Consider the following 23232-nt stretch of genomic DNA (forward strand, 5'->3'; position numbering starts at 1 on the left):
GGCGCAGCGCAGGTATCAAGGGTCGAAGACGGCCAACGGCCGCAAGCGGCGCCCACGGCGGCGCGTAGCCCTTGAAACCGAGAACGGCATGACACAATGGCCGGGAGCAAGACAGCCCCACAGTGCCACTTGGTTTTGCGTGAGGGATGGAAGCCCGCAGGGGTGAGACGCCGAAGGTGGCTTGATGCGAAGCACGACAACCCGGCCCGGAGCCGACAGGCGCAGGGGCACGCCCAGGTTTATCCACATATTCTGTGAACAAGGCTGTGGGCAATCCGCGTAGTTTCCATCACAGGCCTTACCAGCTGTGCGATACGGCTAAACCGGACAACATATACCCAGCCTGACGGTCGTGTGCAAATCAGTCACAATTAGCGGAATGGCTGGCACGTTTGCAGCAATACCCACCCACTGAGAACACAAAGGGATGATATGAAACAGATTCAACCTGATCTCTGGGAAACCGAAGTCGAAAAGCCTTTCCCCGGCCTGACCACCCATGCCTACCTGTTGACCCGCGACGAAGGCAACATACTCTTCTACAACACTTTCGTCCTGGATCTGCTTCTGTACTTTCTTCCAGTCCACCCCGAATGGCGGATTGCTCAGCATGTAGTCAAACCGCTGCCCGGTGAGTTGATCATCTGACAAGGTATTGCCTAGCTTGATATTGGCAACGTCCTGGCCCTTGATCAGCATGTCAGCTTTACAGATAGCATAAGACTCGGCATTGAGTTCCTGTCCGTAGAGCGATACTGTTACTTTCTCACTTACTGACTGGATGTAAGCATCCCCTTCCGACAAAAAGCCACCCGTGCCAGCAGTCGGATCGTACACAGTCACGATGCTGTTGGGTTTGAGCTTGTCGTCCTGGTTGGTCAGCACCAGAGAAGTGGTCAGGTGCACAATGTCGCGCGGGGTGAAGTGTTCCCCGGCCGTTTCGTTTGAGCTTTCTGCAAAGCGCCGGATGAGCTCTTCGAAGATCACACCCATTCCAAAGTTGGTGACGGATGTTGGATTGAGATCAAAGTTCGCAAACCGCTGCACCACCTGGTACAACAGGTTTGCCGCAGATAACTGCTGAACGTAATCCTCGAAGTGGAAATGCTCGAATATCTCGCGCGCATGCTTGCTGAATGAATTGACGTAGCTCATCAAGTCATCGGCGGTCTGAGTGTCAGACAACGTGGCTAAGCTCAGTGGCGAAGCATTGAAGAAGTCTTTTCCAGTCGCGCGCAGCAACAGCCGGTCTCGAACTTCGTCAGGAAGGTTCTGCTGGCGATTTGCTTCAATTAGCACAGCCTCTTTGGTGGGCTCAAGCACGCACTCCATTCGCCTGAGCAAGGTAAACGGCAGAATCACACGTCCATACTGGGACTGCTTGAAGTCCCCGCGCAGCAGATCCGCCACAGACCAGATAAAGGCCGCAGTCTGGGAATGAGTTTCAGTGTTCACCGCAAAAAAATCCTTATGGTAGTTCCCGAAATGATATACGCCTGACACCCTTGATGTAAAAACTAATACGATACTTAGCTGGATTATGTAACTGAACAGGGTAGAAAGTGGATCCGCAGAAAAGTCTCTGGAACCACTACGTTACTACCGCCCCCAAGAACAGCTAAGTACAACGACGGGGCTTAGCACTACATAGATCAACCGATGTCAGGATATGCGCGATCTAGCGATATGCAACTTGAGAGTTTGGCGCAGCGCATTAGCAAGACGTGAAAATGGAAGGGTCGCCCGGATTTTCAGTCTTCTACATAATAGCTATGCGATCTCAATACGACCGCATCACTCAAAAAACAACAAAAGGGCGAAGATAGCTGAAATTTAATGTATTTTGAATGACGTTAGCATCAATAAAAGATCGACAGACTTTATTCCCTTCCGACAGACTTTATTTTCAATCTTCACCCCCACCAGCAAAAAAAACCAATCACTCCACCGTCACACTCTTAGCCAAATTCCGCGGCTTATCCACATCTGTCCCCCGCGCACACGCCGCGTGATACGCCAGCAACTGCAACGGAATCGTATGCAAAATCGGTGACAGCTTCCCATAGTTCTCGGGCATCCGAATCACATGCATCCCAGGGCTGGCCGTAATCCGCGTATCCGCATCCGCGAACACATACAACTCGCCCCCACGCGCACGCACCTCCTGCATATTCGACTTCAACTTCTCCAGCAACTCATCGCGCGGTGCAATCGTTACCACCGGCATCTGGTCCGTTACAAGCGCCAACGGCCCGTGCTTCAACTCCCCGGCAGGATACGCCTCGGCGTGAATATAGCTAATCTCTTTCAGCTTCAGCGCCCCCTCCATGGCAATGGGGTAATGCATGCCACGGCCCAGGAACAGTGCATTTTCCTTACTGGCAAAACGGTCGGCCCACGCCATAATTTGCGGCTCCAGCGCCAACACAGCCGTAATGGCCACCGGTAAATGGCGCAACGCTTTCAGGTAATCGTGCTCCTGGGTTTCGTTAATGCGGCCCTTCACCTGCGCCAGAGCAAGCGTCAGCAGAAACAAGCCGGTAAGCTGCGTGGTAAACGCTTTGGTCGACGCCACGCCTATCTCAACACCGGCGCGCGTCAGGTACGACAACTTGCACTCGCGCACCATGGCGCTGGTGCCCACATTGCAAATCGTCAACGTATGTTCCATACCCTGGCTTTGCGCGTGCTTCAACGCCGCCAGGGTATCGGCCGTTTCGCCCGATTGTGAAATGGTCACCACCAACGTACGCGGGTCGGGCACGCTGTCGCGATAGCGATATTCGCTGGCAATTTCCACGTTTACGGGAATCTTGGCCACCGATTCAATCCAGTAACGCGCGGTCATCCCGGCGTAGTAACTGGTGCCGCACGCCAGAATCAACACGCGGTCAATGGTTTTGAAGACGTCGTAGGCGCCGTCACCGAACAATTCCGGCGTAATGCTTTGAATGTCTTGCAGGGTGTCGCCCACCGCACGAGGCTGCTCGAAAATCTCCTTCTGCATGTAATGGCGGTAGGGGCCCAACTCTGCCGCGCCGGTATGAATTTGCACGGTGTGCACTTCACGCTTCACCTCATTGCCCTGCGCATCCACAATCCATACGCGCGACAACTGCAAATCCACTACATCGCCGTCTTCCAGGTAAATGATCTGGTCAGTTGTGCCGGCCAGCGCCAGCGCATCCGACGCCAGAAAGTTTTCATTCTGACCACACCCCACCACCAGCGGCGAGCCTTGCCGTGCACCCACCACGCGGTGGGGCTCGTCTTGGCAGAACACCGCAATGGCGTAGGCACCTTCCAAACGGCGCACGGCTGCTTGCACGGCTTCGAACAGGTCGGCCGAATACAGATGGTCGATTAAATGCGCAATTACCTCGGTGTCGGTCTGGCTTTCGAACACATAACCGGCTGCTTCCAGCTCTTCGCGCAGTTCGTCGTGGTTTTCAATAATGCCGTTATGCACCAGGGCAATGCGGGCTTTACCCCGACTTTGGCCGGAAAAATGCGGGTGGGCGTTGTGGGTGGCGGGTGCACCGTGCGTGGCCCAGCGCGTATGCGCAATGCCGGTAAAGCCGGCCAGCGCGGTGTCTTGCACCTCGCGTTCCAGCTCCGCCACGCGATGCGTGCTGCGGGCGCGCTGCAAGTCGCCGTCGGCATGAACGGCCACGCCGCAGGAATCGTATCCACGATACTCCAGGCGCTTCAGGCCTTCCAGCAATACGGGCACTACATTACGCTGCGCCACAGCGCCAACAATTCCGCACATCGTTTGTTCTCCTTGCACACAAGCCAAATCAGGCAATGGCCTATTGTGCGCAAAGCTGAGCGAAATAAGATTTCTTATTTATCTTTAATATGAAATAATATTTCAATAATGTGTAACCATGAAATATTATTTCACAACTAGATGATGGCGCTTACGAAATCCACAGTCAAACTCGACGACCTGGACATCCGCATTCTCAATGCGCTCCAGCACAATAGCGCGGTGTCCAACCTGGAGCTGGCACAACAGGTACATGCTTCCCCCCCCACCTGCCTGCGGCGGGTACGCCGCCTAACCGAAGCCGGCATCATCGAAAAACAAGTGGCGATTTTGAACCCTGAGAAACTGGGCAACAGCCTCACGGCTATTTGCGAAATTACCCTAAACACCCAAACCGAGCAGGTGTTCGCCGCGTTTGAGCAACAGATGCACAAAGAAACGCGGGTTTTGCAGTGTTATCGCGTGTCGCCGGGGCCGGATTTCATTCTGGTGGTGCAAGTGGAAGACATGCCCGCCTACCATGCACTGGCACATCGTTTGTTTACTGAGCAGGGCAACATTCGCAATGTGCGCACCTTCTTTTCCGTACACCGCTCGAAATTCAATACCCACTCATTGCTTTAGCGCAGCCTGGTATAGCGCCATATAACGGTCGCCCATCACCTTCACATTGTGCTCGCGCAAAACATAGTCATAGGCTTTACGTGTCATTTCCGCACGCAAATCGGCACCGTCTAAAACCTGCGCCAGGTTCTCGGCCATCGCACGGAAATCGCCCACGTCGCACAACAAGCCGCGCCCTTCGGCCAGGCTTTCTTTCAAGCCCCCGGCCCGGGTCGCCACAACGGGAACATTCTGGCTGAACGCATCCAGTACGCTACTACCTAACGCCTCCTCTACGGAAGACAAGGCGAACACATCGAACAGGCCGTAGACTTGTTCCACGCCCGGCTCGAAACCTGCAAACACATAGTGCTGCGATAAGTCCAGCTCTTTCACCAACTGCCGGGCGGCATCGGACACATCGCCGTCACCGCCAAAATGCAAACACACCACCTGAGGGTGCGTTTTACGCAATTGATGAACTGCACGAATAAGCGTTAATGGGTCTTTTTCTCGCGTAAGCGCCGCGCTGGTACCCACTACGTGCCGATCTTGCAGCGCATAACGCTGCTTCAGCGCAGCGATTCGTTCATCATTCGGCACGGCAGGCTCAATAGCACTGCGAATAATGGAAACATTCAAACCCAATCGCCCCGGCTCGACTGCCGCTGCTTCACTAATGGCAACAAATGCATCGACCCGCCGCCATTTCATTGCAGTGCGCGGCTGTTTCGACGGCGTCACCCGAAAAGACGTGCGGCGGGTAAACACCACCAGCCGACCCAACAACGGTTTCAGCACCGCCAGCCAACTTAGCGTATTGGCGGTTTGCGCATGCAGAACGTCAAACCCGCGCCCGATACACAGCAACTTGAAACACGCCCCCAACACCCCTTTCGCCGCGTGCACGGTAAACCCCTCGGCACGTGCCGCCTGAGCCAATGGCTCACCCGCCCGCGCCAGCAGTTGGGCGTCGATGCCGCGCTCGCGCAGTTGTTGCAAACACAACAACGTTTGCCGTTCACCACCGCGCCAACCACGTTCAAAATTAAGCTGCAATACACGCATAAATAATCTGCATCAGGTTGCTTTGTTGCGCTACAACTGCAAATCGGGCGTGGGGTTGAAATGGCGCACGACATTAATAACCACGGCCAGCAAAGCGCAAACAATGCTAACGGAAATGGACACAACCGGGCCGTTATCGCCACCCAGTTGAAACGCAATAGCCGCCAGCGCGGTGCCGACACTTTGCCCCAACACCCGCGTAGTGGCCTGCAAGCCGCCGGCCGCACCACTTCTGCGCCGGGGCGCCCCGGCCAGCATGGCACGGTTGTTCGGGGTTTGGAAAAAGCCCACGCCAATCCCGCTTAGCACCATCGGCGCCAACATGGCGTAATGCGGCGAATCAAGCGGCATCAGTACCGTCCAGATCAAACCCGCCCCGGTTAAACCGGCCCCAATAATGCACAAGACGGCCACACGATACCTATCTGACATCCAGCCTGCAATGGGTGCCATACTGGCCACGCCCACCGACCAGGCGGCCAGCAACACCCCAACCTGCCCATAACTGTAATCAAGCATATGAATGAGATAAAACGGCAGCGCCACCATGGCCGACATCTGCGAGGCAAACGAAGCCAATGAGGCACTAACGGCAAAGGCAATGGGCCGAATACGCAATAAATCAAGCGGCACCAACGGCGCTTCCTGCCTGCCCGCGCGCCTGAACAACCAACAACCGGCAATGCACGACACCCCCAGGAACCCCAGCGCCCACACCAAATTCGACACCAGCATGTCGAGCCCGACCACAAACAAACCAAAGGTGATCATACTTAAGCCGCACGACAGCCAATCGAAACGTTTGCTGGTGCGCGGCACATCGGGCAAAGCCCGCAAACCGAACAGCAACGCCACACACACCGGCGTATACACGACAAACGTCCAGCGCCACGACGAAAGCTCAATAATGAAGGCGCCAATTGCCGGCCCCAACACAGCCAGAACACCCACCACCAAAGAGCTCAAACTCACACCCAGCCCCAGTTGCCGCATGGGGTAAATATTGCGCACCAAGCCGCCGAAAAGGCTCATTAACATAGCTGAACCAATGCCTTGCACGACCCGCGCAATCAACAACATGGAGAACGACGTAGAGAACGCACACGCGAGCGCACCCACCATGAAAATAGTGGAACCCAGTCCGTACATTTGCCGAAAACCAATGCGCTCAGCCACCGCCGACGAAGGCAAAATACCCACTAACACCGTCACGGTATAGGCAATCATGACCCACACCACCAAGCCCGGCAACACATTCAGATCGGTTGCAATATCGGGCAGCGCCACGTTGGCGGCCGCCATATCCCACGACACCAACGCCAACCCCGCCATCAGCACCGCCATCGCCCAAAGGCGACGCGGCATGGGCAAGCCATCTTTGAATTCGGTCATGTTGAATGCCTACTACTTTTTTTCCGGCCGCTTCCAGTGCTCTATCGTGGTTTGCCGAGAGCGCGACAACGTTAACTTGCCTGCGGGCGCATCTTTGGTTAGCGTGGTGCCGGCCCCCAGCGTGGCCCCTTTTCCAACACGAACCGGCGCCACCAGTTGCGTGTCCGAGCCAATAAAGACGTCGTCTTCAATAATGGTTTGAAATTTGTTCACGCCGTCGTAATTGCAAGTGATGGTGCCCGCGCCAATATTCACGCGCTCGCCCACCTGGGCATCCCCAATGTACGCCAAATGGTTCGCTTTCGATCCTTTACCCAACCGGCTTTTCTTGATTTCCACAAAATTACCCACATGCGCCTGTTCGCCCACGTGTGCACCGGGACGCAGGCGCGCATACGGGCCGATACGGGCCTGCGCACCCACCGCTGCGTCGTCGATATGGCTGAACGCTTCAACCAACGACCCGGCGCCAATTGTCGCGGCTTTCACCACGCAGTGCGGCCCCACACGCACACCGTCTTCCAGCACGACATCGCCTTCAAACACACAACCCACATCAATGAACACGTCGCGCCCGCATTGCAGGGTGCCACGCAAATCGAAACGGGCCGGGTCGGCTAGCGTGACGCCCTGCTCAAGCAGGCGCCGCGCCTGCTCCGCCTGCCACAAGCGCTCAAGCTGGGCCTGCTGAACCCGGCTGTTAACACCCAGAGTTTCATAAGCCGCTGAAGGATGAGCGGCTCCCACAGTCACCCCGTCACGCACCGCCAGGCCCACCACGTCCGTCAGGTAATACTCGCCTTGGGCATTGTTGTTGGAAATTTGCCCCAGCCACTCAATTAGCTTGCCTGTGGGCGCCGCAAGAATACCCGTATTCACCTCGTTAATGGCGCGTTCTGCATCGTTGGCATCTTTGTGTTCCACAATGCGCTCTACGTGGCCGCTTGAGCCCCGCACAATGCGGCCGTAGCCGGTCGGATCCACCAGCTTTTCGGTAAGAACGGCCAAGCCACCATGGCGCGCGTCCAACAGACTTTCCAGGGTGGCCGATTGCACCAAAGGCACATCGCCATACAACACCAAGGTGGCCCCATTGGGGTCGGCCTGCTGCAATAACGGAATGGCCTGCATAACGGCATGTCCGGTGCCCTGCTGCGGGCTTTGCAATACAAAATCCAAATCACCGGCATGGGCGAAAGCTTCCTTCACCGTTTCGGCGCCGTGCCCCACGACCACAACAATACGGCCCGGCTTCAATAACCGGGCCTGATCAATCACGTGTGCCAGCATGGGTTTGCCGGCAACAGGATGCAGAACTTTAGGCAGGCTGGACTGCATACGCTTACCCAACCCTGCTGCCAGAATCACAATATTCAACATGAATAAAACACTTTCAGGAAAGTTTGCTGATCAACCTGCGGCTTTTTTCGCTGCAGAACGTTTACGGGCGGCTGTTTTGCGCGCCGCGCCGGTTTTCTGGCGTGCCGCAGCCCCGGTTGGCTTGCGTGCACGCGCAGCCGCCGTCCGTTTCGGTGCCGAAGCCGCTGACATCGTGCTTTTGGCATCGGCCGACGAGGCGGAAGCACCCGCTGCCTTTTTAGCACCGCCACTTGCTTTACCGAAGGTGTCTCCAGTTGCCATACCGGCCGAGGTAGCCGAGGCCAAGGTATTGAATTGATTTTGCAACATCGACCACCAGGCTTGAGCCGCCTCGGTCCCCTGTTGCATGGCTTCCGCACCCGCCGATTCATGCTCTGCGGCAGGTGCCGGTTTGATTTTGGCCTGCCCCGACGGCTTCAAACCCAGCGCCACCTCAAGTGCCGAAGGGTTGTCGCCATTGCCGGTCATGCCTTCGGGTGAAACAAAAGACTTTAATGTGGAAATGGTGGCGCGCTGCACCTCCAGACCCTGAATAGTACTGGTGAGCATCGACAAGTTCATGCGCAGCCAGTTTTCAACAGTACGTAACTCGGCGATACGGCGGTCGAGATCTTCAATATTCATAGGCGGCGCGGCCAACCCAAGCCCGTGCGAGGCCCCCGCCTGAGCCAGGTTATCCCAGGCCTGACGCATCATTTCTATACTGGCCAGCATGGGGTTGTGCCCCAAATCTCCTTGCTGACCAAGCCCCGGGAACATAAACGGATTACTGTTATTCGATTGAGTCATAGCGCCTCCGCACCAACGTTAGCAAGCAACAAAGTCATTTTACGCAGTTTGCATCAGGCGTGACCGTAAACTGTCTAAAATAACCAGCGATGCCTCCAGGGTGAACTGTTCTTCCGTAAGCAACTGCCATAGCTGTGCAGGCGTCACCGCCATAATTTCACTGACTTCGCCGTCGATATTACGCGGCGCCACAGAGTCGGCCAGCACGCACTCGCTGACCAGGACATCTTCCACCTGGTAGCCTTCCGGCAAACGACGATGCATCCGCACAATGGTACGTACCGAATCGCGCGGCGCGATATCCGTTTCAGCCAAACCCGCCTCTTCGTAACTTTCGCGCACCAATGCCGTGTCCATATCTTCGCCCACGCCGGCCAATCCACCCACCAGGGTATCCAGCATGTCGGGGTCGGTATTTTTTGTGGCGGAACGCCGCGCCACATATAAGCGCCCGTCCGGAGTCCAGGCGTTCAAGTGCACGGCGCGCGTCAGCAAACCCATAGGTCGGACCGCGGCGCGTTCAATCGCACCCAGGCGACAACCTTCACCCACGACATCCAATAGCTCATCGCGCCAGCCGCGCGCGCAACCGGCTTCTTTAAGCGCCACGGCCACATTGGCCAAAAGCGCGTTCAACGCCGCAGAAGGGTTCACAAAGCGCGCGCCCACATGCACCGCCTCGCGCTCAACCCGGACCCCTTCAAGCGCCTGCACCGCCTCGGTTGCCCGTGCAGTGATCCAGCCACACACCCGACCCGCAATCGTAAGGGGCCGGGAGCCCAGCGGAGGCAATTGTTGCAGACGCGGATGAAGCGCTTCAAGACGTGCCTGAACCTGGCTTAGCGTAAGGGATTCAATGTGTGCATTCATGCGCAAATTGTAGTGTAAGACGGCCCCTTTGCCCCACGACCGCCGCAGGTTCGTTATAATTCTGCGGTTTAGACGTAATTCAATGGGGCATAGTCCGGGTGGGTCTGTTGTCTACAGGTCGTTTGTACTCGTCCTTGCCATCTGATAATTGTGCTCGCGCCGCAGGCCGGCTTACCCAGGTCTGACGGTCAACGCCGGAAACGGCAGGGCATACTGTATTTCGAGGTCAGCATGAAGAAGTTGAGAGGGGTACTGGGCACCAGCGCATTGCTATTTGCAAGTGTGGCCGGTGCGCAGGTGAAAGATATGCCGGGGGGTCCAAGGGTCAACCAGCTGAATCTGCCGGAAGGGGTTACCCAGATTGCCAACGATATTGTTTGGTTGCACTGGATGATGCTTATCATCTGTACGGTCATCTTCATTGGCGTATTCGGGGTCATGTTTTACTCCATTGTCCGCCACCGCAAGGCCGCCGGCTTCAAGCCTTCCAAGTTCCACGAGCACGTGGGTGTGGAAGTGGCCTGGACGGTCATCCCTTTCCTTATTGTGGTGGCCATGGCGCTGCCCGCCACCAAAACCGTGGTGGCCATGAAGGACACCTCCAGTGCCGACCTCACTGTTAAAGTTACCGGCTATCAATGGAAATGGGGTTACGAATACGTCGACGGCGCGGCTGAAGGGGTCAGCTTCCTTTCCAACCTAAGCACTCCCATGGCGCAGCGCCTGGGCAAAGAGCCCCCCGGTGAGTTCTATCTTATGGAAGTCGACCAGCCGCTGGTTGTGCCGGTCGACAAAAAAGTACGTATTGTGCTAACTGCCGGCGACGTCATCCACTCCTGGATGGTGCCCGAGTTAGGTGTGAAGCAAGACGCCATTCCCGGCTTCCTGCGCGACACCTGGTTCCGTGCCGAAAAAATTGGTACCTATCGCGGTCAGTGCGCAGAACTCTGTGGTAAAGACCACGCCTACATGCCCATTGTTGTCGATGTAGTCTCACAAGACGACTTCAACGCCTGGGCCCAAGAGCAGCAGAAAGCCTTGGCCAACGCAGCCGACGACCCAACCAAAGAGTGGACCAAAGAAGAACTCATGACACGTGGCGAGCAGGTTTACGCTGCCAACTGCGTTGCATGCCACCAAGCCAACGGCAAGGGCACACCGGGCGCATTCCCTGCGCTCGACGGCTCACAAGTGGTTCTGGGCCCAATGAAAACACAGCTTGAAACCGTGTTGAATGGGGTTCAGGGCACGGCCATGGCGGCCTTCCGCGACCAGCTTAACGATGTGGAAATTGCTGCTGTCAGCACCTACATCCGCAACGCGTGGAGCAATGAAGGCAAAGGTGAAGACCCGGTTGTTCAACCCGCCGAAGTCACCGCCTTGCGCTAGGCACAACGTTGTTAACGTAGTTTATTCGCTAGTTTTTTCTACCGGGGTCGCGCTGGAACACACGGCCCCGGCAAAGTAGGAAGGAGTCCACCATGAGCAGTATCACTGCCGATCACACCCACGGGCACGACGATCACGCCCATGGCGCCCCCAAGGGGTGGCGCCGTTGGTTGTTCGCCACCAACCACAAAGACATCGGGACGATGTACCTCATCTTCTCGTTCCTTATGCTGCTGGAAGGCGGCACCCTGGCTTTGCTGTTGCGTACCGAACTATTCGAACCCGGCCTGCAGTTTTTCCAGCCTGAATTGTTCAATCAGTTCACCACCATGCACGGCATTATCATGGTGTTCGGCGCCATCATGCCGGCCTTCGTGGGCTTCGCCAACTGGATGATTCCGCTGCAAATCGGCGCCTCCGACATGGCCTTTGCCCGCATGAACAACTTCAGCTTCTGGCTGTTGCCGGTCGGTGCCATTCTGTTCACGGCATCCTTCTTCGTCCCGGGCGGTGCCATGGCGGCGGGCTGGACCATGTACGCGCCGCTTACGCTGCAAATGGGCGCCGGCATGGACCTGGCCATTTTTGGTGTGCACATTCTGGGTGCTTCATCCATTATGGGCGCCATCAACATTATCGTCACCATTCTGAACATGCGCGCACCCGGCATGACGCTCATGAAAATGCCGCTGTTCTGCTGGACATGGCTCATTACGGCGTATCTGCTTATTGCCGTAATGCCCGTACTGGCCGCCGCCGTAACCATGCTGCTCACCGACCGCCACTTCGGTACCGCGTTCTTCAACGCTGCTGCTGGTGGTGACCCTGTTCTGTATCAGCACGTATTCTGGTTCTTCGGTCACCCCGAGGTCTACATTATGATTCTGCCGGCCTTTGGCATCGTATCCGCCATCGTGCCTGCATTCTCGCGCAAGCGTTTGTTCGGCTATGCCTCCATGGTGTATGCAACGGCCGCTATTGCCATTCTCTCCTTCTTGGTATGGGCGCACCATATGTTCACCACCGGCATGCCGGTAACCGGACAGTTGTACTTCATGTACGCCACCATGCTTATTTCGGTGCCGACCGGCGTGAAGATCTTCAACTGGGTCGCCACCATGTGGCGCGGCTCCATGAGCTTTGAAACCCCCATGTTGTTCTCGATCGGCTTTATCTTCGTGTTCACCATCGGCGGCTTTACCGGCCTGATCCTGGCTGTGGCCCCCATTGATATCGCCGTGCACGATACCTACTATGTGGTGGCGCACTTCCATTACGTGTTGGTGGCCGGCTCGTTGTTCGCCCTGTTCGGCGGTGCGTACTACTGGCTGCCCAAATGGACAGGCCGCATGTACGACGAGCGCCTGGCCAAGTGGCACTTCTGGTCAACCATGATTTCCTTTAACGTCACTTTCTTCCCCATGCACTTCCTGGGTCTGGCCGGCATGCCGCGTCGCTATGCCGACTACGCAGCACAGTTCACCGATTTCCACCAGGTGGCCACAATTGGCGCGTTCTGGTTCGGTCTGTCGCAGCTGATCTTCATTTATGTTGTGCTGAAGGCTTACTCAGGTCGCGGCGAACCCGCTCCCGCCAAGCCATGGGAAGGCGCTGAAGGCCTCGAGTGGACGGTGCCCTCACCTGCACCCTTCCACACATTCGAAACGCCACCAGAAGTGAAGTAACGTTTATGACACCCGAACAACGCCGCCGCAATCGCATCACCGGCCTTATCCTGGCAGTTATCGTATTTGCCATTATGGGGTGGGTGTTCTACCGCGGCGGTATCGGCTAAAGTAGGTTTATGAGCAACGATCTGAAGGAACTGTCCAAGCGCAAGCTCAATTTCTTCCAAACAGTGAAAGCCGTTTTGTGGGGATTTTTTGGGGTACGCAAGGGCAAAGGCTACAACGAGGACATTGAACGCCTTAATCCGGTTCATTTAATCATTGCGGCCGTTATCGCCACCGTTATCTTCGTGGTAGGGCTGGTGCTAATAGCGCAATGGTTCGTTGCCCAAGCGGTTTAATGTATTTGTAAAATTTAAATAATTCGTAGGAGAACACCATGAGTGCAGGTCACTCGGCCAACGGCAATCAGGCACCTTACTACTACGTGCCCGCCGACTCCGTGCATCCGGTGCGCGCCAGTATTGCTTTGTTATTCGTTTTGCTGGGCGCAGCCCTTTGGGTTAACAGTATTGCCGCCGGCCCCTGGTTGGTTCTGGTTGGCTTGCTGTTCCTGTTTTTCGTATTATGGGGCTGGTTTGGCGATGCCATCCGGGAATCTGAAACCGGTATGAACAGTGCCCGGGTCGACGTCTCCTATCGCTGGAGTATGGCCTGGTTCATTTTCTCGGAAGTGATGTTCTTCGCCGCGTTCTTCGGTTCGCTGTGGTATGTACGTGAAATCACCACTCCATGGTTGTCCGACATCGACCACCGCAACTTGTTGTGGCCGAACTTCTCGGGCACCTGGCCAAACCTCGGGCCGGCAGGCGTAGTGGAGGCGTTCCAAACGGTTGGTCCGTTCTGGCTGCCCACCATTAATACGGCCTTGCTGCTTACTTCGGGTTTGACACTGACCATTTCGCACCACGCACTGCGTGAAAACCACCGGGGCAAAACAGCGTTCTGGTTGGCAGCCACCATTATTCTGGGTTTTGTCTTCGTAGGCGTTCAAGCCTACGAATACATGCATGCTTATTCAGATTTGAACCTACGATTTGACTCGGGCGCCTATGGTTCGCTGTTCTACATGCTTACCGGCTTCCACGGCTTCCACGTTATTCTGGGCGCCACGATGCTTACCGTGATTTTGTTCCGTTTACTTAAAGGGCACTTCACGGCAAACCACCATTTCGGCTTTGAAGGTGCCGCCTGGTACTGGCACTTCGTCGATGTCGTGTGGCTGGGCCTGTACCTGTTTGTGTACTGGTTCTAAAAGTTGCCCAAGCGCCCGGCCATGCGCCGGGCACGTTAAAGCCGGTCGATATGACCGGCTTTTTTTATGGCTGAACAGGCCGGAACGTAATACCGGTACTTTCAATCCAGCCTTGATGATGAGCCAGCAACACAAACAAGAACAACAGAATTGAAAGCCCAATTCTGACGGTTAAAGCGTTAACGGTTCGATTCGAGCCACCTTTGTCACGCATGAGGTAAATAAATGCCGACGCCAAGCTGGCCAAAATACCCAGAAACGCCAGAATCACAATTACGCGCATGATCAGCTCCCCGAGAAACTATAATTATCGCAGACATGACGCAAGCAAATCTTCCTCTTCGCACCCTATCGGCACTTATTACCCTGGCCATTGTGGCCGCCGTGTGCTTTTCTCTTGGGCAATGGCAACTCGACCGCGCCGCCGAGCGCGAGGCGATTCTGGAACGAATAAATGCGGGTCGCGCCATGGCGCCACTAACGCTGCGCGTACAAACCCCCGCGGCACAGCTTACGCCGTGGCGTCGTGTTCAGGCAACCGGCCAATGGCTTGATCAGTTCACCGTATTATTGGCCAACCGCAACCACGAAGGGCGACCAGGGTACTGGGTAGCGACGCCTTTGGAACTGGAACCGAACCAAGCCGTTATCGTTTTACGAGGCTGGATTCCTCGCCCCATCGGGGCTGGACAAACTTTGCCGGAACTAAGCGGCGCAGCAGGCACACAAACCATTGAAGGTGAGTTGCTAAGCCATATTCCACGGCTCTTTGAGCTCTGGTCTTTTGGCGCGGCCGACACCGAATCGCCTCTAGAACAAGCCAACTGGCAGGAACAGCATTCACCACCGGAATTGCAAAATTTATCGCTGCAAGACGCGCAGCGGGCAACCGGGCTAAAATTGCTTCCTGCCGTTGTGCAACAAACATCCGCCGACCGGCTTCCAAATGGAACACCGCTCGTTCAAGACTGGGCCGCCCCACAAACCGACGCCGATAAAAATCGCGGTTACGCGCTGCAATGGTTTATTTTTGCGCTTATTGCCCTGGGCGCATGGCTGGTCGTTGCATGGCGCGCATGGCAACGCAGGCGCAACGTCGCATCACCTTCCCACTTCAAGGAATAACTGTGGTCAGCAACACCTCTTCTCCGTCTCCGAATCCGCAGAAAAAACGTTCGATCCAACCTCTGATCTGGATCTTCGTACTCTGCATCGCACCGGTTGTCGCCGCGCTACTGGCCTATTACGTGCCGGCTCTGGGGCTGCGCCCCGATGAGGTCACCAACTACGGGAAGCTGGTTCAGCCCCAGCGGCCCACGCCGCCCGCCAATGAGTTGAACCTCACCACCTTAGACGGCGAGTCGTTCGACTTGCAAAGTCTGCAAGGGCAATGGGTCTTGCTCACAGCCGACCAAGGCGCCTGCCCGGAATCCTGCGTGGAAAAACTGTTTATTTTGCGAAACTCGCATGCCAGCCAGGGTAAAAATGTTGATCGTGTCGTGCGTGTTTGGCTGATTACCGACGACACACCCGTGCCAAGCAAAGTCATGGAAGCGTATGGGTCAACCATCATGCTGCGCGCCCAGCCGGAACAACTCGCCCGGTTCCTGACCACCAATACAGTCGACAATGCAGACACGCTTAGTCAGGCGCAAGCGCTAACCCAGCCCATGTGGATCATCGACCCGCTTGGCAACTTAATGCTTGAATTCCCGCCCGACAACGCGCCCCCCGAAGTGCGAGGCCCCGAAGTGCGCCAAGACCTCAGCAAGCTACTCTATAACTCCAGAATTGGTTAGGCCGATGTTGGAACGTATCAGAACACGCTATCGAAAGCTGGTTTTTTTTACCTGGTTCTTAACGCTCGACCTCATTATGTTCGGCGCCTTCGTGCGCTTAACCGATTCGGGCCTGGGCTGCCCCGACTGGCCGGGGTGCTACGGCAAAATCACCCCCATCGGCGCGGCCGATCATATCCGCCAAGCCTACGAGGCCATGCCGTATGGCCCGGTCAGCTTTCCCAAAGCCTGGATCGAGATGATCCACCGCTATGTCGGCGCTTTCCTGGGGCTGTTGATTATTTTCATCGTCATCATGGCCTGGCGGCATCGCAAAACACTGGGGCACACACCGAAACTGGCCATCGCCACCTTGATTGCAGTATGTCTGCAGGGCGCGTTCGGCGCCTGGACAGTCACCCACAAGCTCATGCCGATTATCGTCACCGCACACTTGTTGGGCGGTATGCTGCTGTTGGCAATGATGACCTGGCTGGCCGCCCGTGAAAAACAGCATGAACGCATTTCCGTTGCCGCACTACGATGGCAACCTTGGATGCTGGCCGGCTTTGTGTTGCTATTCATCCAAATTGCTCTGGGCGGCTGGGTCAGCACCAATTACGCCGCACTGGCCTGCATGGACTTCCCCACCTGCAACGGTCAATGGGTGCCCGCCATGGATCTGCAAAACGGCTTTTCATTGATCCGGGGCCTGGGCGAATTGCCCACCGGCGAAATGATTTCCCAGGAAGCCTTGGTGGGCATCCACTGGATTCACCGTAACTTCGCCTGGGTCGTATTCGCTTACATGGGGACGCTGGCCTGGCAAATGCGGGCCGAACCCGGCTTGCGCACGCCCGCCACATGGGTACTGGTTTTGCTATGCGCGCAATTGTTCACCGGCCTGACCACCATCTTCTTCGAATGGCCGCTGCTGATCGCCGTGCTGCATAACGGCGGGGCCGCAGGGCTTGTTTTAATGAGTACAACCTTACTGGTCCGCATCGCCGGTGCGCGACCGACTACAATACAGGTATGAGTACCGCATCAATTCACTCTTCGAACCTGTGGCGCCAGTATTGGGTGCTAACCAAACCGCGTGTCACCCAGTTGGCGGTGTTCTGTGCCGTGATCGGCATGTTTCTGGCCAGCCCTGGTCTGCCGCCCTGGCAACCTGTGATTGCCGGTATTGTGGGCATCTGGCTTTTGGCAGCGGCCGCTTTCGCCATTAACTGCCTCATCGAGCAGGAGGTCGACGCCAAAATGCTGCGCACCGCGCGGCGCGCCACCGCGCAAGGCACCATCACCAACACCCAGGTTTTAGTGCTGTCGGGCTTACTGGGCGGTGCCGGGATGCTGGTGCTGTACCACTGGGTTAACCCCCTGACCATGTGGCTCACCTTCGCCACATTTGTCGGGTACGCCATTATCTACACCATTATTCTTAAGCCGCTCACACCCCAGAATATTGTGATTGGGGGGCTTTCAGGTGCCATGCCTCCAGCCCTGGGTTGGGCGGCGGTCGCCAACTCGGTTCCCGCCGAAGCCTGGATTCTGGTGCTGATTATCTTTATCTGGACACCACCGCATTTCTGGGCACTGGCCTTATACCGTAATACCGATTACGCCCAATCGGGCCTGCCTATGCTGCCCGTTACCCACGGCCAGCAATTTACCCGTTTGCATATTTTTCTGTATAGCCTGGTGCTGTTCGCCTCAACGCTACTGCCCTTCATGGTGCGCATGAGCGGCCTGCTGTACCTGGCGTGTGCCTTTGTACTGAGCGGTCTTTTCGTGTGGTACGCCTGGAAACTGTATAAAAATTATTCCGACGCTCTGGCACGCAAACTGTTCCGCTTTTCCATTTTGTATCTATCGCTCTTGTTCCTGGCCCTGCTGATCGATCACTGGGTTCTGCTTATTTAACGTGAAGCATCCCGTAGCCTGAAGTCCCATTCAACTTATGTTCCTTCAACCATCAAAACGCCGCTTTCTGAAAGCCTGTGCCGCAGGAAGTATTGCATTGGCCCTGGCGGCGTGCGGCGAACAGAATACGACCACTTCATTTCACGGCTCCGACATCAGCGGCAGCGGCCTGGGCGCCGACCTGAACATGACCGACCACACCGGCCAAACCCGCACAATGGCCGACTTTAACGGCAAAGCCCTGCTGGTATTTTTCGGGTTCACCCATTGCCCCGACGTTTGTCCCACCGCTATGGCGCAACTGGCGCAAACCATGCAGGTGCTGGGCGAAGACGCGAAAAACGTTCAAGTGGCTATGATCAGCGTCGACCCCGAGCGCGACACACCCGAACGCCTTGCCCAATACGTTAAAGCGTTCCACCCCGACTTCATCGGGCTCACCGGTACACCTGAACAGCTCAAGCAAACGGCCGGCTCTTTCCGTGCCTTCTACGGCAAGGTGGAACAAGGCGACGGCAACTACAGCATGGATCACAGCGCATCGTTCTACTTATTCGACAAAGAAGGCAACGCGCGTGTGCTAATTCGCCCCGATACCGGCCCGCAACAAATAGCAGACGACATTCAGGCGCTTCTTTAAGGCAAAAAAAAGGCACCATGACTGGCGCCTTTAAAACCCGCTTCATTTAGGGAGGGGATTGAGAGAAGCAGAAGCGGAAAAGGGGTTACCTGACAAAACGAGGTAAATGTCGGAGAACACCCCATGCCTGTTTAGTACAAAGGGCAACGGATAAGTTCGACCCGTTGCCCTTTAAAGTTGTATGAAATTGTAAATAGCGCGAAACGCTTAATGTGCCAGCGCCACCTTCAGCTTTTTGAATGCCGCCGCCTCGATCTGGCGTACACGTTCTGCGGAAATACCGTACTCGTCAGCCAGTTCATGCAAGGTTGCACCGCCTTCATCGCGCAACCAGCGCGACTCAACAATATGGCGTGAACGGGCATCAAGGCCTTCCAGCGCCTCGGCCAGTGCAGGACCTTGCAAAGTGTCATGCGCCCGGCGTTCAAGCACTTGGGAAGGCTCTTGCCGGCCGTCGTCGGACAGGTACGAAACCGGCGCGTAGGCGTCTTCATCGTCGGCCGGCGCTTCCAGCGCCATTTCACGCCCTGAAAGCCGAACCTCCATTTCACTGACATCTTCCGGCCTCACATTCAGTTCCTGTGCAATGTCAGCCACCTGGGAAGGGTCAAGCGTTTGGCCGTCGGGCCGCATTCTACGCAAATTGAAAAACAACTTGCGTTGCGCCTTAGTGGTAGCCACTTTCACCATGCGCCAATTGCGCACAATGTACTCATGAATTTCAGCTTTAATCCAGTGAACGGCAAACGAAACAAGGCGAACACCACGCTCAGGGTCGAACCGTTTAACCGCTTTCATGAGCCCAATATTGCCTTCCTGAATGAGATCGGCATGGGCCAGGCCATAACCCAGATACTGGCGCGAGATGGAAACCACCAAACGCAGATGCGACAAAATAAGCTGGCGCGCCGCGTCGAGATCTTCGTGATCGCGCAGGCGTTTGCCAAGCTCGGTTTCCTGTACCTGCGTAAGCACCGGCAGGCGGTTCACCGCGGCGATATAGGCTTCTATGGTACCTAGCGCGCCGGGATTTGAAATGGCCGCCATTAACGTGTTTTGCGTAGGCGCCAAAGCTTGCGATTGTGTCGTCATGTGTCTTGCAATCCTGGTTGGGAAAGTAATAAAACCGTTATACAGCCTTAAGTTAAGCTACTTTCTACTACATATATTAGCACTCATTGAGCTAGAGTGCTAATACTCTGACCGACCCAAAAAACAAAAAGTTCCCGCGCGAAAAAAAGCGCTTACCCAGTGGAAAAACCACCAGGCAAGCGCGATCACTCTCTCGTGTGGCCATCAGGCCAGAGGCGCGATGCATTCCGACCCAGTCGTGCGGAAAACACGTTGCCCCACTTTGAATTAAGCAATTTTTATGCCAATAAGGTCGCCTCGGTTGGCATGACTCACATACCCCTAATATTTCAGGCACTTATGGCTTTAACGCCTTTTTTCTAACGCTGTCCTTGATTCCGCGCCCCCTTTTCCCGCACAGGTTTTGTGCAAAAAAGCACCGCATTTCGCACCGGATTGGCACAGAAACTGACCGAAACAATTATATTGCAAACAATGATGATAACTATTCTTATTTAATATAAAATATCGAAATTACATACTACTTACAATAACAGTCGCATTCATTTTGCATGGCCGCATCATTCCTCTCCCGCCCCCGCGCCTTCTGGCTTAAGCAACTACACCAATGGCACTGGATCAGTTCTGCTTTATGTCTGGCCGGCTTACTTTTATTCTCTATAACGGGTATCACCCTAAACAACGCGTCATGGTTCGGCGGGCAAATTGAAACGCGGCAGGAACAGCTCACCGTCCCAGCCGACATCACGCAGAGCCTGAATAACCTGGTGAGACAATCGACCGAGGCATTACCCTACGTTGCCCCGTTACCCAAGCAAGTCGAACAATGGCTCGATCAGGCCCTCCACATTCGTATCGGCTCCCGCCCGGCAGAGTTTTCGGAAACCGAAATTTATTTGTCGCTGCCCGAACCGGGCGGCGACGCCTGGCTGGCACTGGACCTCACGTCGGGCGACCTGGAGTACGAACGCACGCAACGCGGCTGGGTGGCGTACTTGAATGATCTGCACAAGGGGCGGCACACCGGCACGGCGTGGAAATGGTTTATTGATTTGTTCGCCGTTGCCAGCCTGATTTTTGCCACAACCGGTTTATTCCTGCTGAAGCTGCACGGCAAACATCGCCCCCTGACCTGGCCGATTACCGGCGTCGGTCTGCTCATCCCAATTCTTCTTATGTTGCTACTGGTGCATTGAACTCATGAAACGTCATCTGAACACCGTCACGCTGCTTGCTCTAGCCTCCGCCTTTCCCGCCGGCACGGCTTTGGCCGGCGAACTCTCGCTCGACCTGACCTTGCCACGCATTGATACAGCCGAATACCACCGGCCTTATGTAGCTGTTTGGCTGGAAAGCGACGACCGCAAAGTGGTGCGCGATCTCGCCCTTTGGTACGACACCCAAATGGCCGACGATGAAGGTCGCACATGGCTGAAAGACTTGCGCCAATGGTGGCGCTTAAGCGGGCGTTACCAAGACACGCCCGCAGACGGCGTGAGCAGTGCCACACGCCCTGTAGGCAAGCACAACATCACCATTGCCGCCGATGCCCCCGCGTTGCAAAACCTCCCCGCGGGTCATTACGAAGTAGTAGTTGAGGCCGCGCGCGAAAAAGGCGGGCGCGAACTGATTCGCCTGCCTTTGCCGTGGCCGTTGGAAAAAGCGGTGGCGGAACAACAAAACGGCAAACACGAACTGGGCGAGATATCGCTTAAGGCCTCGCCCTAAGCGAGGCTGGAACCCATGCCCTCACTCAACCTTTTCAATTTTCATTTTCGGAATCCCTCATGAAAAAAGTGCTCGCCATCTCATTACTCACCACGGCCCTATCCCTACCCACAATAAGTGCAGCACACGACTTCTGGCTACTCCCTTCATCCACCGTTCTGTCGGGAAACGATAGCTGGGTCACTTTCGACGGCGCCGTCAGCAACGACAAGTTTCATTTCAACCACCGCCCGTTGCGCTTAGCCAACCTGATTATTACGGGGCCGAACGGGGCCACGCTGAAGCCGCAAAACCCACACATCGGCAAGTTGCGTAGCAGCTTCGACCTCAAACTGCCCGAAGCGGGCACCTATCGCATCGCGGCGGTGAATGACGGTGTGATGGCTCTATGGAAAGAGAATGGTGAAGACAAGCGCTGGTTCGGTACAGCGGCCGAATTGGCCGGAAAAGTGCCTTCAAAAGCGGATGACCTGCGCATTCTGCAGCGTGGCAGCCGTGTTGAAACGTTTGTGACCCAAGGAAGGCCCACGCCCATTGAAGCGCCTGAAAGCGGCCTGGGCATTCGTCCGCTAACGCATCCAAATGATTTATTCACTAATGAAACAGCCATTTTTATCGTAACGCTCGACGGCCGGCCTTTACCCAACGTTGAGGTGGAACTGGTGCCCGGCGGACAGCGCTATCGCAATCAGATAAAAGAAATAATCACAACGACCAACGAAAATGGGGAGTTCGAAGTTACCTGGCCCAACGCAGGACAATACTGGCTTCATTTTGAACATCGCGACAATAAAACATCGGTACCCCAGGCGCAATCACGCAACCTTTCCTACACCGCCACGCTGGAGGTGTTGCCTGAATAATCGTTACTGCCTAAGTGGCCTAAGCATGGGCACCACCTGGTCGGTGCAATTTTCCGCGCCCACCTCACCCGAATTTACGGCCTTGCAAGTGCGCCTTGATTCCCGCCTGTTAGAGATCAACGCGCAAATGAGCACCTGGGATACACGCAGCCTGATCAGCAAAATCAACGCAGCCGAAAAAGGCTGGTATGCGGTGCCCGACGAGTTCTGCACCGTGCTCGACGCCGCATTGACACTGGCCGAACAAACACAAGGGGCGTTTGACCCCACACTCGGTGAGTTGATTAACTTATGGGGCTTTGGTTCAATGGGGCCCGTTGCAACGCCTCCCCATGGCCAGGCCCTGCGCACTGCCTTATTACGCAGTGGCTGGCGCAAAACCGTTTTAAATCGACAGCACCAAGCCCTTTGGCAGCCCGGCGGCGTGCATTTTGATTTTTCCTCGATTGCCAAAGGCTACGCCGTTGACGAAATGGCACGCATCATGGACGACGCCGGCATTGATCATTACCTGGTCGAGCTGGGTGGAGAAATAAAAGCACGCGGCAATGCGCACACCCTGCACGCCTGGCGCGTGGACATTATGCATCCGCATGCCGACAACCTGGAATCGAAAAACCCCAACCCGGCGCTTCCCATTTTGCTGAAAAATGCCTCATTGGCCACGTCGGGCGATTACCTGCGCAACTTCACGCACAACCGTATCCAATACAGCCACACGCTGGATGGCCGCACCGGCCAACCCATTGCAAACAAACTCGCTGCTGTCAGTGTCATCCATGAAAGCGCCATGCAGGCCGATGCGTTGGCTACCGCCATACAATGCCTGGGGCCGGAAAACGGGTGGAAATTCGCACTGGAACACGCATTGGCCGTGCTGTTTTACATTCGTCGTCACAACGATTACGAAGTGAAATTCACGCCGCAATTCGAAGCCCATGCGGGCGCCGAAGGTGCCCACCAAGAGTGCACTGAAACCATGGCGCGCCAACCCTAAAA

24 protein-coding genes are annotated in these 23232 nt (G+C 55.8%); 15 read left to right on the forward strand and 9 right to left on the reverse strand.

Going from position 1 to position 23232, the window contains the following annotated elements; translation table 11 throughout:
• Positions 1 to 318 precede the first annotated feature (318 nt).
• Together G9Q38_RS01550 and glmS are read right to left on the reverse strand one after the other, a co-directional pair.
• Positions 319 to 1455, reverse strand: a complete 1137-nt coding sequence (locus G9Q38_RS01550; protein WP_228276170.1) for a type I restriction-modification system subunit M — start codon at positions 1453 to 1455, stop codon at positions 319 to 321.
• Positions 1456 to 1939: 484 nt separating this feature from the next.
• On the reverse strand, positions 1940 to 3772 hold the full coding sequence (gene glmS, locus G9Q38_RS01555) for a glutamine--fructose-6-phosphate transaminase (isomerizing) (protein WP_119441663.1): 1833 nt from the start codon (positions 3770 to 3772) through the stop codon (positions 1940 to 1942).
• A 141-nt stretch (positions 3773 to 3913) separates the two neighbouring features.
• Between glmS and G9Q38_RS01560 the strand changes: the two genes are divergently transcribed.
• Positions 3914 to 4396, forward strand: a complete 483-nt coding sequence (locus G9Q38_RS01560) for an Lrp/AsnC family transcriptional regulator (RefSeq protein ID WP_166127129.1) — start codon at positions 3914 to 3916, stop codon at positions 4394 to 4396.
• On the opposite strand, the gene G9Q38_RS01565 is transcribed toward G9Q38_RS01560, so the two are convergent.
• From G9Q38_RS01565 to G9Q38_RS01585, 5 genes are read right to left on the reverse strand one after another with little or no spacing between them, the layout of a single operon-like run.
• On the reverse strand, positions 4385 to 5443 hold the full coding sequence (locus G9Q38_RS01565; RefSeq protein ID WP_166127132.1) for a glycosyltransferase family 4 protein: 1059 nt from the start codon (positions 5441 to 5443) through the stop codon (positions 4385 to 4387). The two genes, G9Q38_RS01560 and G9Q38_RS01565, sit on opposite strands and share 12 nt — an antisense overlap.
• A 30-nt stretch (positions 5444 to 5473) precedes the next feature.
• Entirely contained in the window at positions 5474 to 6835 is a 1362-nt protein-coding gene (locus G9Q38_RS01570; RefSeq protein ID WP_166127135.1) for an MFS transporter, read from the reverse strand.
• Between the two features lie 12 nt (positions 6836 to 6847).
• The gene (gene glmU / locus G9Q38_RS01575; RefSeq protein ID WP_166127138.1) at positions 6848 to 8215 is read right to left on the reverse strand and encodes a bifunctional UDP-N-acetylglucosamine diphosphorylase/glucosamine-1-phosphate N-acetyltransferase GlmU; all 1368 of its coding nucleotides are present in this window, start codon (positions 8213 to 8215) and stop codon (positions 6848 to 6850) included.
• A gap of 30 nt (positions 8216 to 8245) precedes the next feature.
• Positions 8246 to 9004: a PhaM family polyhydroxyalkanoate granule multifunctional regulatory protein gene (locus G9Q38_RS01580; protein ID WP_166127140.1), complete on the reverse strand. Its 759-nt coding sequence runs from the start codon at positions 9002 to 9004 to the stop codon at positions 8246 to 8248.
• Between the two features lie 39 nt (positions 9005 to 9043).
• On the reverse strand, positions 9044 to 9874 hold the full coding sequence (locus tag G9Q38_RS01585) for an NUDIX hydrolase (protein ID WP_166127142.1): 831 nt from the start codon (positions 9872 to 9874) through the stop codon (positions 9044 to 9046).
• Positions 9875 to 10105: 231 nt separating this feature from the next.
• On the opposite strand from G9Q38_RS01585, the gene coxB reads away from it, so the two are divergent.
• From coxB to G9Q38_RS01605, 5 genes are all read left to right on the forward strand, one after another.
• A complete protein-coding gene (coxB, locus tag G9Q38_RS01590; RefSeq protein ID WP_166127144.1) occupies positions 10106 to 11263 on the forward strand; it encodes a cytochrome c oxidase subunit II in 1158 nt (385 codons plus the stop codon).
• A gap of 92 nt (positions 11264 to 11355) precedes the next feature.
• Entirely contained in the window at positions 11356 to 12948 is a 1593-nt protein-coding gene (ctaD, locus tag G9Q38_RS01595; protein ID WP_114419327.1) for a cytochrome c oxidase subunit I, read from the forward strand.
• Between the two features lie 5 nt (positions 12949 to 12953).
• The gene (locus G9Q38_RS15410; protein WP_119441669.1) at positions 12954 to 13058 is read left to right on the forward strand and encodes a hypothetical protein; all 105 of its coding nucleotides are present in this window, start codon (positions 12954 to 12956) and stop codon (positions 13056 to 13058) included.
• A gap of 9 nt (positions 13059 to 13067) precedes the next feature.
• The gene (locus G9Q38_RS01600; RefSeq protein ID WP_114419325.1) at positions 13068 to 13292 is read left to right on the forward strand and encodes a DUF2970 domain-containing protein; all 225 of its coding nucleotides are present in this window, start codon (positions 13068 to 13070) and stop codon (positions 13290 to 13292) included.
• 38 nt (positions 13293 to 13330) lie between these two features.
• Positions 13331 to 14206: a cytochrome c oxidase subunit 3 gene (locus G9Q38_RS01605; RefSeq protein ID WP_166127147.1), complete on the forward strand. Its 876-nt coding sequence runs from the start codon at positions 13331 to 13333 to the stop codon at positions 14204 to 14206.
• A gap of 64 nt (positions 14207 to 14270) precedes the next feature.
• Here the strand turns inward: G9Q38_RS01605 and G9Q38_RS01610 are convergent, their stop codons facing one another.
• Entirely contained in the window at positions 14271 to 14489 is a 219-nt protein-coding gene (locus tag G9Q38_RS01610; RefSeq protein ID WP_166127149.1) for a twin transmembrane helix small protein, read from the reverse strand.
• Positions 14490 to 14524: 35 nt separating this feature from the next.
• Between G9Q38_RS01610 and G9Q38_RS01615 the strand changes: the two genes are divergently transcribed.
• The 5 genes from G9Q38_RS01615 to G9Q38_RS01635 are packed head-to-tail and all read left to right on the forward strand — an operon-like array spanning position 14525 to position 18550.
• Positions 14525 to 15331 carry an SURF1 family protein gene (locus tag G9Q38_RS01615; protein ID WP_166127151.1) on the forward strand — a complete coding sequence of 269 codons (807 nt, stop codon included), beginning with the start codon at positions 14525 to 14527 and terminating at the stop codon, positions 15329 to 15331.
• Between the two features lie 2 nt (positions 15332 to 15333).
• Positions 15334 to 16005 carry an SCO family protein gene (locus G9Q38_RS01620; protein WP_205962325.1) on the forward strand — a complete coding sequence of 224 codons (672 nt, stop codon included), beginning with the start codon at positions 15334 to 15336 and terminating at the stop codon, positions 16003 to 16005.
• A gap of 7 nt (positions 16006 to 16012) precedes the next feature.
• Positions 16013 to 17023, forward strand: coding sequence for a COX15/CtaA family protein (locus tag G9Q38_RS01625; RefSeq protein ID WP_166132277.1), 1011 nt, complete (start codon positions 16013 to 16015; stop codon positions 17021 to 17023).
• Positions 17020 to 17910, forward strand: a complete 891-nt coding sequence (gene cyoE, locus G9Q38_RS01630) for a heme o synthase (RefSeq protein WP_166127153.1) — start codon at positions 17020 to 17022, stop codon at positions 17908 to 17910. The genes G9Q38_RS01625 and cyoE overlap by 4 nt, the downstream gene beginning before the upstream one ends.
• 37 nt (positions 17911 to 17947) lie before the next feature.
• Positions 17948 to 18550 (forward strand): SCO family protein, encoded by a 603-nt coding sequence (locus G9Q38_RS01635; protein WP_166127155.1) that lies wholly within the window; start codon positions 17948 to 17950, stop codon positions 18548 to 18550.
• 207 nt (positions 18551 to 18757) lie between these two features.
• Here G9Q38_RS01635 and rpoH read toward each other — a convergent pair whose 3' ends face one another.
• On the reverse strand, positions 18758 to 19642 hold the full coding sequence (gene rpoH / locus G9Q38_RS01640; protein WP_166127157.1) for an RNA polymerase sigma factor RpoH: 885 nt from the start codon (positions 19640 to 19642) through the stop codon (positions 18758 to 18760).
• 551 nt (positions 19643 to 20193) lie between these two features.
• Here rpoH and G9Q38_RS01645 point away from each other — a divergent pair.
• From G9Q38_RS01645 to G9Q38_RS01660, 4 genes are read left to right on the forward strand one after another with little or no spacing between them, the layout of a single operon-like run.
• The gene (locus tag G9Q38_RS01645) at positions 20194 to 20838 is read left to right on the forward strand and encodes a PepSY-associated TM helix domain-containing protein (protein ID WP_166127159.1); all 645 of its coding nucleotides are present in this window, start codon (positions 20194 to 20196) and stop codon (positions 20836 to 20838) included.
• 16 nt (positions 20839 to 20854) lie between these two features.
• Complete coding sequence (locus tag G9Q38_RS01650) at positions 20855 to 21370, forward strand: DUF2271 domain-containing protein (RefSeq protein WP_370523899.1); 516 nt, start codon at positions 20855 to 20857, stop codon at positions 21368 to 21370.
• A gap of 59 nt (positions 21371 to 21429) precedes the next feature.
• Positions 21430 to 22233, forward strand: a complete 804-nt coding sequence (locus G9Q38_RS01655) for a DUF4198 domain-containing protein (RefSeq protein ID WP_166127163.1) — start codon at positions 21430 to 21432, stop codon at positions 22231 to 22233.
• 25 nt (positions 22234 to 22258) lie between these two features.
• On the forward strand, positions 22259 to 23230 hold the full coding sequence (locus G9Q38_RS01660) for an FAD:protein FMN transferase (RefSeq protein WP_166127165.1): 972 nt from the start codon (positions 22259 to 22261) through the stop codon (positions 23228 to 23230).
• The last annotated feature ends 2 nt before the right edge of the window (positions 23231 to 23232 follow it).

The sequence above is a fragment of the Pusillimonas sp. DMV24BSW_D genome (genome assembly GCF_011388195.1).
GTDB classification, from domain to species: Bacteria; Pseudomonadota; Gammaproteobacteria; order Burkholderiales; family Burkholderiaceae_B; genus Neopusillimonas; species Neopusillimonas aestuarii.